The sequence below is a fragment of the Bacillus sp. FSL W7-1582 genome (assembly GCF_038593325.1).
Classification (GTDB): Bacteria; Bacillota; Bacilli; order Bacillales; family Bacillaceae; genus Bacillus; species Bacillus altitudinis.
In genome coordinates, this window is sequence record NZ_CP151987.1 from 3,565,749 (window position 1) to 3,582,104 (window position 16,356).

Here is a 16,356-nt window from a genome sequence, read left to right on the forward strand (position 1 = left end):
GTCCCACATAGTAGCTGATAAATCCAATGATCATCAAGACTACAAAAATAAAGAGAATGAGTTTGAGCATTCTCATGGTTTATCCCCTCCCACTCATCTAACTTATCATATCTAGAAGAAGCGCTACCTAAAATTTACATAAAAAAAAGACAAAAGCGATTCATCACTTTTGTCTTCTTCTCTTTATTCTGTAATCACTGTATGAATCAAAGTCGGAGCATCAGCATGGTCAGCGATGCGGATGTTGTCATAAATTTTCTCCATGACATTCTCAACATCTTCACGATTTGCATGCAGCGTCACGAGAGATTCACCTTTTTCTACACGATCGCCTACTTTTTTGTTGAGCATGATGCCAACAGATAGATCGATATCATCTTCTTTTGTTGCACGTCCTGCTCCAAGAATCATCGCTGCAACACCGATTTCGTCTGCGACGATTTCAGCGATCACACCTGATTCTTTTGCCGGCACTTCGATTTGATAAGGTGCTTGTGGCAATTTTTCCGGTTGATCTACAATCGAGCCGTCTCCACCTTGGTTTTCTAAAAATTCCTTGAATTTCTCAAGTGCTTTGCCGTTTTTCATGACTTCAATTAGCTTTTCTCTTGCTTCATCAAGTGTCTCTGCTTTTTTCGCAAGAACGACCATTTGACTTCCTAATGTGAGCACAAGCTCGTTTAAGTCTTCAGGGCCTTCGCCTTTAAGCGTGTCAATCGCCTCTTTCACTTCAAGGGAATTTCCAATCGCTAATCCTAGCGGCTGAGACATGTCTGAGATGACAGCCATCGTTTGTCTGCCAACATTATTTCCGATACGAACCATTGCTTTTGCAAGCTTCTCAGAGTCTTCAGGTGTTTTCATGAAAGCACCTGCACCTGTTTTCACATCTAATACGATTGCATCTGCGCCTGCAGCGATTTTCTTACTCATAATCGAGCTTGCAATGAGCGGGATTGAGTTAACAGTTCCTGTTACATCACGAAGGGCATACAGTTTTTTATCAGCAGGTGTCAGGTTGCCTGATTGTCCAATGACCGCTACTTTATGACGATTCACCAGTTCGATGAACTCGTCTTTTGTAATTTCAACGTGGAAGCCTTTGACTGCCTCTAACTTGTCGACTGTTCCACCCGTATGTCCAAGACCACGCCCAGACATTTTTGCAACAGGTACATCAAGTGCTGCAACAAGAGGAGCGAGTACAAGCGTTGTTGTATCGCCTACACCGCCTGTTGAATGCTTGTCTACTTTAATACCTTCGATAGCAGACAGGTCAATCGTGTCCCCTGAGTTTGCCATAGCGAGTGTTAAATCTGCACGTTCTTGATCCGTCATATCTTGGAAGAAAATCGCCATCGCCAAGGCACTTGCTTGGTAGTCAGGAATTGTTCCGTCCGTATAACCTTTGACAAAGAAAGAAATTTCCTCTGAAGATAATTCTTTTCCGTCACGTTTTTTCGCAATGATATCTACCATTCTCATTGTTTTCACCATTCCTTTTTTAGTTTAGTAAATCAAACCGACAACGCCTGCTGTTAAGAAGCTGACGAGTGTTGCACCGAATAACAGCTTTAATCCAAAGCGTGCGACAACGTTTCCTTGTTTTTCATTTAAGCCTTTCACTGCTCCAGCAATGATACCGATAGACGAGAAGTTCGCAAATGACACAAGGAATACAGAAATGATCGCTTCTGTACGAGCAGTGAAATGAAGACCGTCGCCAGATAGAGCAAGCATCGCTACAAATTCGTTAGATACCATTTTGGTCGCCATAATACTTCCTGCTTGTACCGCTTCACTCCAAGGTACACCAACAAGGAAAGCAAATGGTGCAAACACATATCCAAGTACATCTTGGAAAGAAACACCGATGGCAGCTGTGAAAATACCATTAATCATCGCAATTAATGCAACGAATCCAATCAACATCGCAGCCACAACAATGGCTACTTTGAAACCATCCATAATGTATTCGCCGAGCATTTCGAAGAAAGATTGTCTTTCTTCTTCTACGACTTCAAGCATGTCTTCGTCTTTAGACACTTCATATGGATTGATGATAGACGCAATAATAAATCCACCAAATAGGTTCAGCACAAGTGCTGTAACAACGTACTCCGGTTTAATCATTTGCATATACGCACCGACAATGGACATTGATACAGTCGACATCGCAGATGCACACAATGTATAAAGACGCTGTTGAGGTAATAATCCAAGCTGCTTCTTAATGGAAATGAACACTTCGGATTGACCTAAAATCGCTGACGCTACGGCGTTGTAAGATTCTAGTTTCCCCATTCCATTGACTTTACTAAGCAAATACCCAATTCCGCGTACGATCAGCGGAAGGATACGCCAATGCTGCAGGATACCAATCAAGGCAGAAATGAAGACGATCGGCAGCAAGACATTGATAAAGAAAGTTGACGCATTATCATTCATTAAACCGCCAAATACGAAGTTGATCCCTTCACCAGCATAGCCTAGAAGCATTTGGAATCCTTTTGCAAAGCCCCCGACTAGGAAGTTCCCAACACCTGTATTGAGCAGAATATAACCTAAAATAAATTGCAGTACAATCATGACAATGACTGGACGGAATTTCACTCGCTTTTTCCCGTTACTTGCCAGCCATGCAATGGCGAGAATCACCAGCAAACCGATAATACCAATGACGTATTTCATGTTTTTCCTCCTTGAATGAATTCGTTTACATTAATGTGCTTGTATGGAACAAACCCTATTTCGCAAACAAATTGCGGAAGAAAATCCCAGAAATGAGACCCTTCCGCATATGACTTTTTCATCATCTAATGAGTCATGATTGTTATCCTACCATAGGATCGTATGAATTAATAGTCTTTAGAAGGAGCTGATTGATCCCCTTTAATAATGGAAACGCCTGCACTGGCACCAATACGGGTTGCGCCTGCAGCTGTCATCGCTTCTACGTCTTCTTTTGTTCTCACGCCGCCTGATGCTTTGACACCGATGTCAGGTCCAACTGTTTTACGCATTAATGCGATGTCCTCAGCTGTTGCACCGCCTGTACTAAATCCAGTCGATGTTTTGACGAAATCAGCGCCAGCTTTTACAGAAAGTTCACAAGCTTGTACTTTCTCTTCATCCGTGAGTAGACAAGTTTCAATGATGACTTTCACTAAGGCTTTGCCTTTTGCTGCGTCTACAACGGCACGAATATCTTGTTCAACTGCATCATATTCGCCATCTTTCAATGCCGCAATATTGATGACCATGTCCACTTCAGTTGCACCGTTTTCAATGGCATCCTTTGTTTCAAATGCTTTCACTGCTGTTGTGTTTGCACCTAACGGGAAACCGATGACTGTACATACATCAACGCCTGTTCCTTCTAGTTCTTTCGCCGCAAGAGATACCCAAGTTGGGTTCACACAAACGGAAGCAAATTGATATGTCTTTGCTTCTTCTAGTAACTGCATGATCGCAGCTTTAGATGTATCTGGTTTTAGTGCTGTATGATCAATGAGCTTTGCTATTGTCATGATTCACACTTCCTTTTAAATATGATACTTTCATCTTAAATGACTATTGAACAATTGTAAATATAGTTATGAAATTTTGTTCATCTATTTTGTGACATTTAAAAGAGCTCTTGCTGTGTGCTGATCGATCATCAATACGTTCGCATATTTTCCTCTCAGCGCCCCATGGATAGAGGCAACCTTTCGATGTCCACCAGCAACAAGAATGGAGCGCTCTTTTGTTCTCAAATCATCCAGCTCCACACCGATTGTGCGATTATTAATCGCTTCACTGCAAATGCGTCCTTCTTGATCATAAAAACGCGAACAGATATCTCCGACACTGGATGTCTTGAGCAGCGCCTTTTCTTCTTCACGGAAATAACCGAGTCTAAACAAAAGCGCCTCATCTCTTACCGTCCCAACAGTAAACACAGCGATATTTGCCTGTTTGCCCATTTCAATAATGCGCTGAATATGTCTGTCCTGTTCGACCATCTCTTTAACGGCGGCACTATCGAACACAACAGGCAGTGGCAAATAGCGTGGTGCCGTTTGAAAAGCTGATGCAAACAGCTGAATCGTTTCCGCAGAATATGTATTCACATGTGAATGGCTGATTCCACCTTTCAGCTGAACCACTTCTACCCCTTTTACCTGTTTAGGTTGCATCTTTTGAGCAATTTGATACATCGTGGTGCCCCAGCTCACTCCAACGATATCGCCGTCTTTCACCGTATTTTGAAGATAATCTGCACCAAACCGGCTCAAGTAATCCGTAATCGTTGGATAATCGTCCTTTGGCGAAAATACCACATGAGCCTCGAGCAGATCATATTTTTCTTTCAGCAATAAGGACAGCTCATTTAAATCCTCAAATGGGTCCATCACTGTAATTTGGACGTACCCTTTTTCCTTCGCATACTGAAGCAGACGAGACACCGTTGGCCTCGACAGGTCAAGCTGCTTGGCGATTTCCTGCTGACTGTAATCAGATAAGTAATAGAGCCTTGCTGCTTCAATACTTAATTGCTGTTTGTCCCGATCCATTCGTACGCCTCCTTTTTTCCTCTATCATAACAAATTGTTCACTTCACCATGCACAAATGTTCATTTAAAGAAAATGGTGTAAGCTGCGTGAAAGGTCTCTTGCTTCTCTAAGGTTTGAATGCCGAATTTCTCCTTATACTGCCCGTTTGTCCCTTCCATATCAGCGATCCCATACCAAGGCTCAATACAAACAAAAGGAGCCATTGTTACCTTTTCTTGATCATATGGAGACCAAATACCAACGAACGGAAAACCACTGAGATCGACCTCAACGCCGTGACCTGCTTGAGAAGTCAATGATACTTGCTCAATATGACTAAAGATCATTGCATCGTTCTGAAAAAGTTCTGGGCGAAGTTGAATCGACTCAAACTCAACACCTTTCTTCTTCTCTCTCACAAGTGAATCATGAAGTTCATATTGAATTGGATCATGTTCGGTGGAAGGGATCAATGTGAGTGAATAATCAGCTGTCTGCTCGCCTTCAACAAGCGGGACATGAAATGCCGGATGCCCACCAATCGAGAAATACATCGTGCCATCTCCTTCATGAACAATTTCCCAGGAAATCGTTAGTCCATTTTCCGACAGTGCATAACTGATGCGCGCTGTAAATTCATACGGATATTGTGACGTGTGACGGCCATTTGATTGATATTGAAAAATCACCTGATCTTTTGCTTCTTCAAATAGTTCAAAATCAACATCACGCAAAAATCCATGCTGCGAGAGTTGATACGTTTCATCGTCTATCTTGTATTGATCATCCTTCAACCGTCCGACAATCGGAAATAAGACGGGCGACACCCTGCCCCAATAAGCAGGGTCACCAGACCACATATATTGACGTCCACTTTCTTTATGAAGCACCTCTCTCACCTCGGCACCTCTCTCATTGATTTGAACCAATAACAGATCATTTTCAATCGTTCTCATTCAACACATCCCCTTTCCTTCTTCTTTTATTATGACAGGGATTTTCGGTTTGAGTATAAAAATAAGAATCCCTCAAGCCTTAGAATAATTCTTCATATAAAAAAATTTTAAAAAAGACAGAAATTCGCCAACAAAATGTAATGCTGATTCGTCTAATCTTATATAAAATAAAAGAATCGTTGTTCTTTTGGAGTGACAACAAAAAAGAAGCGTTTGACATTGATGGGGGATTCTTTTTCATGAATAGCAAGGAAAACCGTTTACATTACATATTAGGATTAGATGGGCTGAGAGCTGTTGCCGTTTTGGCGGTCATTGCTTATCACTTACATATTGGACCTGCGAGCGGCGGGTTTCTTGGCGTTGATTTGTTTTTTGTGATTTCTGGTTACTTGATTACAACCATCTTGCTGCATAAGCAGGATTTGGGCTATCAAGAGCTTCTGCCTTTTTGGATGGGCCGCATCAGAAGGCTGCTTCCAGCTGCCTACGTCATGATTTTTTTAATCGTCAGCTGGTGCGCCATTGCTGGTTCAAATGCATTAATGTCCATTCGTGGCGATGCCTTATCATCCTTTTTTTATGTGAGTAACTGGTGGTACATTTTTCATCAGCTCTCTTACTTTGACAGCTTTAATGCTGTATCTCCACTAAAAAATTTATGGTCTTTGGCGATTGAAGAGCAATTTTATCTCATTTGGCCGGTACTGTTGATTGCTGGACTGAAATGGGTGAAAAATAGATCCCACCTCCCTATGATCACCTTTGGTCTGGCACTTGTATCTGCTTTATGGATGGCCATTCTCTATTCACCGGATACTGACCCGAGCAGGATCTATTATGGAACAGACACACGTGCGTTTGCACTCCTCATCGGGTGCAGTCTTGCATTTGTCTGGCCCATGCACAGACTTTCCAGCAGAAAATTACTTCCTGTCGGCAGACGTATGTTACAAATAGCCGGATTCGGTTCGATGGTCATTTTCCTCTTATGTGTTTATGCAGTCGACGAATTTGACGGCTTTCTCTACCAAGGCGGTATGCTTTTATTCTGTCTGAATGCAGCGATCTTAATTGCGTGTGTCTGCCATCCTGCCAGTCTGATTGGGAAATGGCTGTCTTTTCAACCACTCGTTTGGCTCGGAAAGCGGTCTTATGGCATCTACTTATGGCATTATCCAATTATCGTGTTGACCACACCGGTCATTGAGATTGGACAGCCTTCCATGGGACGTGTCACATTGCAGCTCATCGCAATTCTACTCATATCAGAGGCTTCCTATCGTTTGATCGAACAGCCGATTCGTAAACTCGGGTTTAGACACTATTTTGCCTCTTGGTCGATTTGGAAAACAGGAATCAAGCAATGGTCTATGTCCAATAAAGTGTTTCTTGGGATTGCGGCAGTCCTTTTGATTTTATTTACCATTGGCATGTCTAGCTCGTCTCATACATCCCCACATGCCAAGGAAGTCACACAAATTAAGACAGCGCCCCAAAAGGCAGGCGATCAGACAGAATCAAAAGTGAAGAAAAAGAAAGACAAACATGAGAAAAAAGCAGCGGACCCTAAACAATTTCACCAAGTTCTTGCCATTGGTGATTCCGTCATGTTAGACATTGCTTCAAATTTAGAAAAGGCCTATGAACCCATCACCATTGACGCAAGGGTCGGAAGGCAAATGAACGAAGCCATCCGCATCGCCCCTCAATATGCTTCTTTTAACAAGGCTGATGCCGCTGTTATTATTGAGCTTGGCACAAATGGTTATTTTACAGAGGGGACTTTGACCTCATTCATTCAACATTTCTCGAAGGCACATATTTTTCTTGTGAACACTCGCGTTCCAAGAGCTTGGGAAAATGATGTGAATGCAGTCATTGAGCGTGTGGCCAATCAACACCACAATGTGAGCTTAGTCGATTGGCATTCAGCCGCTACCGGACAGCCATCCTATTTTCAGCCAGATGGTGTTCATCTTTCCACAAAAGGCTCTGACACATTGACTGAGCTCATTAAAGCCAGTATCAAGAAAAAAGGAGATGTGTCCTCGGCATCATAAGAAGACTAGCATCCTGTGAAGAGAGATTCAAAAAAGACATGCTTTCCTATGATTGGAGGCATGTCTTTTTTTGTGATGGATGAGCACGGAGCTGCATTATGTTTTACTTTTAAAAGACCAAACGATGACAGGGATGAGAATTAACGATAAAATTCCTCCGCTTAAAGATAATGTAGCATAACTCGTATTCGCAACGACCATTCCTGAAAGGGCACCGCCAGAAGCACCTGCTAACGCAACAAAAACATCGAGTGTTCCTTGGGTTTTTGCCCGGGATGATGGTTCTGTAGAATCCACTATTTGAGCAGTACCACTAATTAAACCAAAGTTCCATCCCAATCCAAGTAAAGACAAAGCAATGATTAATAGAATCATTGAATCACTTGGTGCGAATGCTGCCAATAAACCAGCAAGTAACAATGTGATGCCCGACGCTATGCTCATAGCTGTTCGTCCTAGTTTATCTACAAGTACACCCGTGATAGGTGAAGGAAGATACATGGCCCCTATATGAAAACCAATCACAATGCCCACTTCGGCTAATCCATGACCATGATGCTGCATATGCACCGGTGTCATGGTCATGAGTGCCACCATGACAATTTGAGTTAAGATCATCACTGTGGCACCTACTGTAAGCCCTTTTTTATCTGTTTTTTTATCAGCAGCATCTGCTTTATTTCCATGACCATGTTCTGCTTTGTAAGTTGCTATTCTTCGGGCAATGTCTAATGGATCAGGACGCAACAGAATAAAAAGGACAAGACCAGCTACAATAAATGCTACTGCTGATAAAATAAAAGGACCGGCAAGTGCTGGAACACCAATGGACACTGCAAATTTACCCATCACTTCAACTAAATTCGGACCTGCTACTGCTCCAAATGTTGTCATGACCATTGTTGTACTAATGGCAGTTGCACGCTGTTTAGAATTCGCTAAGTCCGTCCCAGCATAACGCGCTTGTAAGTTCGTGGATGTTCCTGCTCCGTAAATGAAGAGCGATGCAAATAATAAAATGACACTATTCATCATAGCTGCCAGCACAACGCCAATTGCTCCGAGCCCTCCAGCAACAAAACCTGTCGATAAACCGATGCGTCGTCCATAACGTTGCGAAAGCTTTCCTACAATGAAAGCTGACCCAGCTGACCCCAAAGTAAATAAAGCGATTGGGACTCCTGCATAGGCTTCAGTTCCAAGCATTTGTTGCGCTAAAATGGCACCTACCGTAATTCCTGCAGCTATTCCAGCCCCTCCAAATATTTGCGATAGACTGACAACGAACAATACTCGTCTATATAAATTTTTCAATTTTTGGGGTGAATCTATATAATTCTTCACCACATCTTGTTCTGTATCTAACACTTGTAAACACCCACTTGAGGTTTATTTGCCCAATGTAACCATTATATCAGTTCCGACTACCATCCTTGATTGCCTCTCGGCCATTTACATGGAGAGCAAGCGGTTGTTTTCGGATCATGAATAAAGCGCCACATGACTGACCTGTACTTTTGAGCTGATGCGTATCTTTTGTCGTTTTCTTTTATGCCGTTAAAAGACTGGCACTCAATGCTAATGCGTGCTTTTCCTTCGTTTTTTGATCCACCAACGCAAAATCACCATTCTCATACGCTAATGAAAATAATTCTTCGATATGAAAGACACCTGCCTGAAACTGCCTGCTCAATACATGCAGTGCCGCAGCACTGGCGACTTGAGCCGTTGCTTGAGACTCATCGCGACCTTTTATTCCAAGCGCTGCTTGATGAATTTCGTTACCCTTCAATCCTACCGCTTCCACTTTCACTGCATATTGATCTGTACCCATTTGAGCAGATTGAATTAGTGAAATGGCTCGTTCCTTGATTTTCGGCATCGTGAGAAGGGACGTCATTCCGAGTTTCCTTGTGAGAGCAAATGCACGTGTCGCTACACCAGAATCAAAACAGAGCCTTGTTGTCACAGAAGGCACATGGAGCGTCGAAGGCAATGTTTGCTGGTCAGAGAAAGGAAACTGATAGGCTTGCCGCTTTCCAAGCGTTTTGCCAAAATCAATGCGTTTCCCTCCAGTAAAACTTTTGACTTTCTTTCGCTGATGATTCTTCGTCAGCTCATAATCCGTATGCACATGATCAAGCGTCCATTCAATAGCCGCTTTTCCATGCTGGTCACCTAGCCCAAGCATGATACTAATATCAATTTGCTCCACAGAAGTCAGAATAGATGCCGCCTTCGCTGCAAGCAAATTGGTGAGACCAGGTGCAAGACCTACGCTCAGCACAGCCGTTGCGTTCAATTGCTGTTGATGGACCTTTGCTAGCTTCTCAATATAGGCTCCTTTTGCCGAAATATCGAGATAATCAATACCTGATCGTAAGCATGTTTCAGCAAATGACGTGTCATCTTGATCCAGACACATGATCACGAGTTTCGTTTCATCCATCCAGTCCGTATCCATTGGTTGTCTGACGTCTATCTGAAATGGACGTACACGCCCATTTGTTTGGCGTGCAAATTGTTCAGCCTTCTCATAACTTCGGCCAGCCGCAAAGACTTGGCCTGGATACACGTCACTTAATTGAAGACATATTTGCTGCCCCACATGTCCATAGCCGCCTATCACCATCACTTTTGACCTCATTTTCCAACCGCCTTTCTATTGCCTCTTTTACAAACAATCCCTTTGATCATGCCCGCTTGAAAATAAGGTCTGATGTCTTGAAATCCTGCTTCGGTTAATTGTGCTGTCATCTTTTTTTCAGACACGGGATATGTTGTGACACCCAGCCTTTCTCGGAAGGACGTAAACACTTCCTTTCCCAAGCCTTGACGCTTCATGAAGAGAGAAAGCATATGAAGCTCCTGCTGAAATGCAGGCGTTTCTGGGTCTCCTTGAATAAACGCCAGCACGAGAGGCGCCCCTGGCTGAAGCCGGCGGGCAATCTCCTGTAAAAAGGTCAGCTGATCTTTTACAAAATGAATGACAAGCAAACTTACTGCTGCATCGTACAACTTTTCAACCGGCACTTTGTCTAAGGCCATCTCATACCATGTGACGCGATCTTGCATATGAAGCTGTGCCACTCTGCGCTTGGCCATATCAAGCATGGTTGGAGATGGATCAACCCCTGTGATATGCCAGTCTTTATTTCTTTGAAGCATGTTGATGATCTCTTCGCCCCCACCTGCTCCGACTGTTAACATGCGAGGAGCCGCTCCCATTAATTCGATTTCTACTCTATCCACTGTCAGCTCATGCAAAAGATGATAGCCCGGTACTTTATGTGCAATTGTCGCTGCATAGGATTCAGCAACAGGATCATGCCAATGTTGATTTACACTCATATGTCTTCTCCTCCAGTTTCCGCTTTGCTTCGTTCCCTTTACACTAACGGTATGTTATCTTCATTGTAAGAAGATAGATGAGAAAAAACGATCCCTAAAAGTGGGGATATTGAGGAGGAGATCAAATGAACAATCCAGCCGCTCATTTTCAGCAGCTGAGAAAAAGCATTCGAGATGAACTTGCTGCTATCTGTGATTTTGATGCTGCCTGTATCACAACTATTGATCCAGCTACTCTCCTCTCGACGGGTTCTTTTACAGATGAACCGATTGAAGCCATACATAACGAGCTGTTTCAAAATGAATATTTAAAAAAAGATGTGCACCAGCATGAAGATCTAGCGAAAGGTCCTGTCCACGTTGCCAGTCTCGTCCAAAGCGGAGAATACCTCAATAGTGGTCGATACCAGCACATTTTGTTGCCTAACGGATGGGCAGATGAATTGCGGGCAGCCCTTGTGATTCAAGGTGAATGCTGGGGAATCGCCAGCCTTTATCGGAAAAAGGAGAAGGAACCTTTTCATGAACAAGATATACAAGCGGTTAGTCGCCAAACACCAGCACTCGCAGCCAAGCTAAGAGATGAACTTTTTAAAAGAAGAGAAACGGAAGAAGATGAAACGGCGGAACACCAAGGCTTCCTCATTCTTTCACACGATTACCATCTTCTTTATGGAAATGAAACCGGACTTCATTGGCTCCACACCTTCCAAACCTTTGAGCAAATTCATGACGGTGCCATCATGCCCCGTCCGTTTAGAGCATTAGGTGCTAAGCTTTTATATGGCGGCGGTGACCAAACAGCGGTCAGCATCACCAGAATGCCGACAGGGCGTTTTCTCTCTCTTCAAGCATTTCGTTTAGCACAGGCAGCCGGGCAGGAAGAGGCTGTCATGATTCATATTAAACGAGCTCAAACAAGTGACATTCTTCCTTATATAGCGAAAACATATCGGCTGACAGAAAGAGAAATGAACGTCCTTGACTGCTTAATCAAAGGACAATCCACAAAGGAAATTGCCAGTACGTTATTTATCTCGCCTCATACGGTGCATGATCATGTAAAGGCAATGCTCGAAAAAACAAATTTGAACAGCAGACGTATGCTTGTTTACTTTTTCTCACACATATAAAAAAGCGGCTACCTCATTGGTAGACCGCTCTTTCTTTATTTTCCGATGACTCGCTCATGCAGAACATGTGCGACTCCTGCTTCGTTATTGGATTTTGTCACAACATCCGCAACTGCTTTGACATCTTCAATGGCATTTCCCATCGCAACGCCACAGCCCGCAAATTCTAGCATCGACACGTCGTTCCCATTGTCACCAATCGCCATCACTTCTTCACGAGAAATTCCCAGTTCATGCGCTAGAAGCTTCACGGCATTCCCTTTGCTCACATCAGGATGGAGAATTTCTAGGAAGAAATCTGTGCTTTTTACCATCATGTACTGATCCTTCACTTCAGATGGAATGGCTTGTATCGTCTTTTCCAAACGTTCCGGCTGATCAATATACATCATCTTCGGAAGTCTCATGGATGGGTCTGCCTCTTCGACAGGTAAATACTTAAGCGGCAATTTCGTTAAGTACGATTCAAGTACCGTGTATTCACTAATATCCCGATTTGGTGTGTATAGATGAGCTGAATCGAAATAATGCATAGGTGTATCCAGCTGACGGCTCAGTTCATATAAAGAAGTCAAATCATCATAGGATAAAGTTAATTCTGATACGACTTCATTTGTATGGCTGTTTTGTACAAGTGCTCCATTATAGGCGATGACATAATCCCCCTCTTGATCAAGCTGCAGCTCTTTTAAATAGCGATGCACCCCGCCAATCGGCCGGCCTGTACATAAAACAATTTTAACGCCTTCTGCCTTCGCCTGTTGAATGGCTTCAAACACCTCATCCGGCACCATATGCTGATCATTTAATAACGTACCATCCATATCAATTGCGACTAATTTATACATTCACTGCTCCCCTTTTCTCAGCAAAACGTGCTGTCACTATTTTGAGTGATCATCTACATGATCACATGCTGTTCACCATACTATGTACCTATTTCAGCCTATCGTTTTTTTCTCACACTGTCTACTTGTTCATATCTGTAACAAAAAATCACTTCATCCTCATCTATTATAACCTATTCTATGAAATCCGCTGTGAATAGGACAGACCTGTCATTTTAACAGTATGAAAAGGAACAAATGTTCATCGGAGAATATTTTGAAACTAGCAAATCTAATTGTATGATGGATAGCAAAGAAAGGAGGTGCAGGGAATGATTACATTTACGAGAGGAAAATTGTCAAAAATGTCTGGTGTACATATTGAAACCATTCGTTTTTATGAAAATGAGGGTGTGCTCCCCGAGCCTAAGAGAGCACATAACGGCTATCGTTTATATGATAAAAAATATGTACTCATGCTATCCTTTATCACTGAAGCAAGAAAGCTAGATTTCTCACTCAAAGAAATTCGAGAAATTATCACGTCACTATTCGAGAAACAGTCGAAAACAGAAGCGGAACAGCTGCTCGAACAAAAAGTAGAAGATATTCAAAAATCCATTCAAGAGTTAAAAAAGAGGAAGGCGGCCATTCAACTGTTAACGAAACAAACATTAGCTAACATTAGTTAATTGTAGAGACTGCCAAAGATGTGCCGGTATTTTTTACTGGCACCCCTCTGCGCCTAGCTGTTAAGTACACGTTGTATGAAAACATCAGGTATACTAGAGACAGCTTGACGTGACATCAATCGTATGGAAGGGGTTATGAATAGAATGAGAATAGCAACCATTGGAACAGGTGTGATTGTGGAAGGTTTCCTCCAGGCAATTGAACAGCTTGAAGGGGCTTCTTGCCACGCTGTCTATTCAAGAAAGGAAGCGACGGCAAAGAAACTCGCAGATCAATTTGGGGTGCAAACGACTTATACGGATTTAACCGCTATGTTCGAAGATCCCCACATAGAAGCGGTATATATCGCATCACCCAATCGTTTACATAGCGAGCATGCCACGGCTGCATTGAAACACGGAAAACATGTGATTTGCGAAAAGCCTTTTACCTCTAATGTGAAAGAGCTAGAAGCCTTAATCGCTCTCGCAAAGGAAAAGCAGCTCTTCCTATTTGAAGCCATTACGACCGTTCATATGCCCAACTATCATTTAATCAAAAAACACCTTCATCAATTAGGCAGAATCAAACTCGTTCAATGCAACTACAGTCAATATTCAAGTAAATATAATCAGCTGCTCGCCGGGGAAACGCCGAATGTCTTTAACCCAGAGTTTTCTGGCGGTGCCCTCATGGATATTAACATTTACAATGTTCATTTCATTATGAATCTATTTGGTTCACCGAAAGACGTTCGTTACCAGGCCAACCGCCATCCAAACGGCATCGACACATCTGGTGTATTAACTTTTACTTACAATGATTTCATCGCCACAAGTGTTGGCAGCAAAGATACAAGCAGTATGAATTTCGCTTTGATTCAAGGGGAAAAAGGGTTCCTGCATGTGAAAAATGGTGCGAATGGCTGTGAGGAAGTGTTGCTGCATATAGGAGACCAAGTCACTTCACTCAATGCACAAACCAATTCAAACCGCCTGTTTTATGAAGCAGAAGCATTTCAGCATATCATTGAAACAGGAAATGTCGAAAAGTGTTATGAATGGCTTGATGACAGTCTTTCTGTCATGAAGGTTCTTGAAGACGCTAGGAAAGACGCCGGTATTGTTTTCCCAGCAGATCATGCTTAAATAAAAAAACCGCCTTCTGATGAAAAGGCGGTTTTTTGGCATTAGATACTCTTTGAATACGCCACCAGACGCTGAGACATATGATTCACTTCATCAACTGAAGCGTTCACTTGCTCTGTCAAAGCAGCCTGTGTTTGCGTAAGAGCTGTCATATTGGAGATATTTTCAAGAATTTGATCGATTTGTGTTTTCATTTCAGTTAAACTTGATTCGATATTTTCTGTCGCATTGGCACTATGAAGCGCTAGCTTACGTACTTCATCGGCAACGACTGAGAAACCGCGGCCCTGCTCGCCTGCTCTTGCTGCTTCAATTGCGGCATTCAAACCAAGCAGATTCGTTTGGTTTGCCACTTCTTTGATTAAGTCTGAAATGTTTTTCGTCTCATCTGCACTGTTTTTCGCCAGATTAGCAGCAGACGTTGACTGCTCTTGGGCGACAGCAAGCTCTTGTGCTTGGTTTGTCACAGAACTGATACCAGATACCATTTCACTAATAGAACTTGAAAGCTGCTCTACTTGGGAAGCCATTTCATTGGCTGTTTTTTCTTTATTTTTTTCTAACGTAATATCACGAATCGTTCCTGCGACACGTAAAGGGACACCCTTCTCATCACGAATGGTTTCACCACCCGCATGATACCAGCGGTACTCGCCATTTTTACTCTGCAATCTATAATCAATGTCAAATGGTGTGCGGCCAGAATGGTCATTTAAGTGATCCGCAAAAGCTTGGAGAGCCGATTCTTTATCTTCAGGATGCAAACGATCACTCCAGCTGCTCAACACGTTAGGGAAATCCTTTTCATCTGTAAAACCAAGCGTTTTTCTAAACTGTGGAGACCACCAGAATTCATTGTTTGGATTGACAGGATCGCCAGCCTCTACAACCATATCCCAAGGCGCTTCCACAAGCGCACGGTTGATCAAGTCATATCTTGTCACGAATGCTTGCAGCTCTTCTTCTTTCAATTTCTGATCATGAATATCAAAAAGAGCCCCTGCCACACGAAGAGGTACCCCATTTCGATCTCGAATCGTCGTTCCAGTTGCTTTGAACCAGCGATACTCGCCATTTTTCAACATCAGACGATATTCGATATCATACGGTGTACGGCCAGAATGATCCAATAAATGCGTAGAGAATGCATTCAAGGTGTATTCCTGCTCATCTGGATGAATTCGAGATGCCCAACTGTCTAAGACATTCGGAAAATCGTTTTCATTTTGGAAACCTAGCATTTTGCGGAAATCATCCGTCCATGTGAATTCGTTTTTTGGATTCACAGGATCTCCTGCTACAACCGTCATATCCCATAGACCCACTTTAATGGCTTTTGTCACTAAATTCATACGCATATGAATATCTTCTTGCGCTTCTTGCATCTTTTGCAACGCTTCATTTATTTGAGCCACTGCTTCTATTGTTTGACTAGAAGAGAATGCAGCAGTATCAATTCTGGCTGAAAAATCTCCCTTCTCTATTCGTTCAACTAATTGACTGCTTTCACTAAGAAGGGCTCCCGACGATGAATCACTTGCTTTTCTCATAAACATCTTCAATAACTCCTTTCATTCTTTCGTACGTTTTTGAAATATTTTACAGTTATAAACAATTCTTTATTAGGACTTTAGTAATACAAAAGATATATCGACAAAAACTGAAAA

Annotated in this window: 14 protein-coding genes; 4 read left to right on the forward strand and 10 right to left on the reverse strand. The window is 42.6% G+C overall.

Annotation, left to right across the window (positions count from 1 at the left end; all coding sequences use genetic code 11):
- Nucleotides 1–183: 183 nt before the first annotated feature.
- The 5 genes from NSQ11_RS18430 to NSQ11_RS18450 form a co-directional block, all read right to left on the reverse strand.
- A complete protein-coding gene (locus NSQ11_RS18430; RefSeq protein WP_052320658.1) occupies nucleotides 184–1,485 on the reverse strand; it encodes a pyrimidine-nucleoside phosphorylase in 1,302 nt (433 codons plus the stop codon).
- A gap of 24 nt (nucleotides 1,486–1,509) precedes the next feature.
- The gene (locus NSQ11_RS18435; protein ID WP_017358632.1) at nucleotides 1,510–2,691 is read right to left on the reverse strand and encodes a NupC/NupG family nucleoside CNT transporter; all 1,182 of its coding nucleotides are present in this window, start codon (nucleotides 2,689–2,691) and stop codon (nucleotides 1,510–1,512) included.
- 167 nt (nucleotides 2,692–2,858) lie between these two features.
- Complete coding sequence (gene deoC / locus NSQ11_RS18440) at nucleotides 2,859–3,530, reverse strand: deoxyribose-phosphate aldolase (protein WP_017358631.1); 672 nt, start codon at nucleotides 3,528–3,530, stop codon at nucleotides 2,859–2,861.
- 84 nt (nucleotides 3,531–3,614) lie between these two features.
- Complete coding sequence (locus NSQ11_RS18445; RefSeq protein ID WP_048002487.1) at nucleotides 3,615–4,559, reverse strand: sugar-binding transcriptional regulator; 945 nt, start codon at nucleotides 4,557–4,559, stop codon at nucleotides 3,615–3,617.
- Nucleotides 4,560–4,619: 60 nt separating this feature from the next.
- Nucleotides 4,620–5,495, reverse strand: coding sequence for an aldose 1-epimerase family protein (locus tag NSQ11_RS18450; protein WP_342501193.1), 876 nt, complete (start codon nucleotides 5,493–5,495; stop codon nucleotides 4,620–4,622).
- Nucleotides 5,496–5,734: 239 nt separating this feature from the next.
- On the opposite strand from NSQ11_RS18450, the gene NSQ11_RS18455 reads away from it, so the two are divergent.
- Entirely contained in the window at nucleotides 5,735–7,558 is a 1,824-nt protein-coding gene (locus NSQ11_RS18455) for an acyltransferase family protein (protein ID WP_270110376.1), read from the forward strand.
- Between the two features lie 96 nt (nucleotides 7,559–7,654).
- Here the strand turns inward: NSQ11_RS18455 and NSQ11_RS18460 are convergent, their stop codons facing one another.
- From NSQ11_RS18460 to NSQ11_RS18470, 3 genes are all read right to left on the reverse strand, one after another.
- A complete protein-coding gene (locus NSQ11_RS18460) occupies nucleotides 7,655–8,926 on the reverse strand; it encodes an MFS transporter (protein WP_342501194.1) in 1,272 nt (423 codons plus the stop codon).
- Nucleotides 8,927–9,107: 181 nt separating this feature from the next.
- The gene (locus tag NSQ11_RS18465) at nucleotides 9,108–10,205 is read right to left on the reverse strand and encodes a saccharopine dehydrogenase NADP-binding domain-containing protein (RefSeq protein ID WP_017368369.1); all 1,098 of its coding nucleotides are present in this window, start codon (nucleotides 10,203–10,205) and stop codon (nucleotides 9,108–9,110) included.
- Nucleotides 10,202–10,909: a class I SAM-dependent methyltransferase gene (locus tag NSQ11_RS18470; protein ID WP_081114598.1), complete on the reverse strand. Its 708-nt coding sequence runs from the start codon at nucleotides 10,907–10,909 to the stop codon at nucleotides 10,202–10,204. Before NSQ11_RS18470 ends, NSQ11_RS18465 begins: the two co-directional genes overlap by 4 nt.
- A 125-nt stretch (nucleotides 10,910–11,034) precedes the next feature.
- On the opposite strand from NSQ11_RS18470, the gene NSQ11_RS18475 reads away from it, so the two are divergent.
- Nucleotides 11,035–12,042, forward strand: coding sequence for a LuxR C-terminal-related transcriptional regulator (locus NSQ11_RS18475; RefSeq protein ID WP_017358624.1), 1,008 nt, complete (start codon nucleotides 11,035–11,037; stop codon nucleotides 12,040–12,042).
- A 35-nt stretch (nucleotides 12,043–12,077) separates the two neighbouring features.
- On the opposite strand, the gene yidA is transcribed toward NSQ11_RS18475, so the two are convergent.
- The gene (gene yidA / locus NSQ11_RS18480) at nucleotides 12,078–12,890 is read right to left on the reverse strand and encodes a sugar-phosphatase (protein ID WP_008345739.1); all 813 of its coding nucleotides are present in this window, start codon (nucleotides 12,888–12,890) and stop codon (nucleotides 12,078–12,080) included.
- Between the two features lie 311 nt (nucleotides 12,891–13,201).
- Between yidA and NSQ11_RS18485 the strand changes: the two genes are divergently transcribed.
- Together NSQ11_RS18485 and NSQ11_RS18490 are read left to right on the forward strand one after the other, a co-directional pair.
- Nucleotides 13,202–13,561 carry a MerR family transcriptional regulator gene (locus tag NSQ11_RS18485; RefSeq protein ID WP_007498034.1) on the forward strand — a complete coding sequence of 120 codons (360 nt, stop codon included), beginning with the start codon at nucleotides 13,202–13,204 and terminating at the stop codon, nucleotides 13,559–13,561.
- A gap of 144 nt (nucleotides 13,562–13,705) precedes the next feature.
- The gene (locus NSQ11_RS18490) at nucleotides 13,706–14,689 is read left to right on the forward strand and encodes a Gfo/Idh/MocA family oxidoreductase (protein WP_241511645.1); all 984 of its coding nucleotides are present in this window, start codon (nucleotides 13,706–13,708) and stop codon (nucleotides 14,687–14,689) included.
- A 41-nt stretch (nucleotides 14,690–14,730) separates the two neighbouring features.
- On the opposite strand, the gene NSQ11_RS18495 is transcribed toward NSQ11_RS18490, so the two are convergent.
- Nucleotides 14,731–16,245, reverse strand: a complete 1,515-nt coding sequence (locus NSQ11_RS18495) for a PAS domain-containing protein (RefSeq protein WP_341109363.1) — start codon at nucleotides 16,243–16,245, stop codon at nucleotides 14,731–14,733.
- Nucleotides 16,246–16,356: the final 111 nt, after the last annotated feature.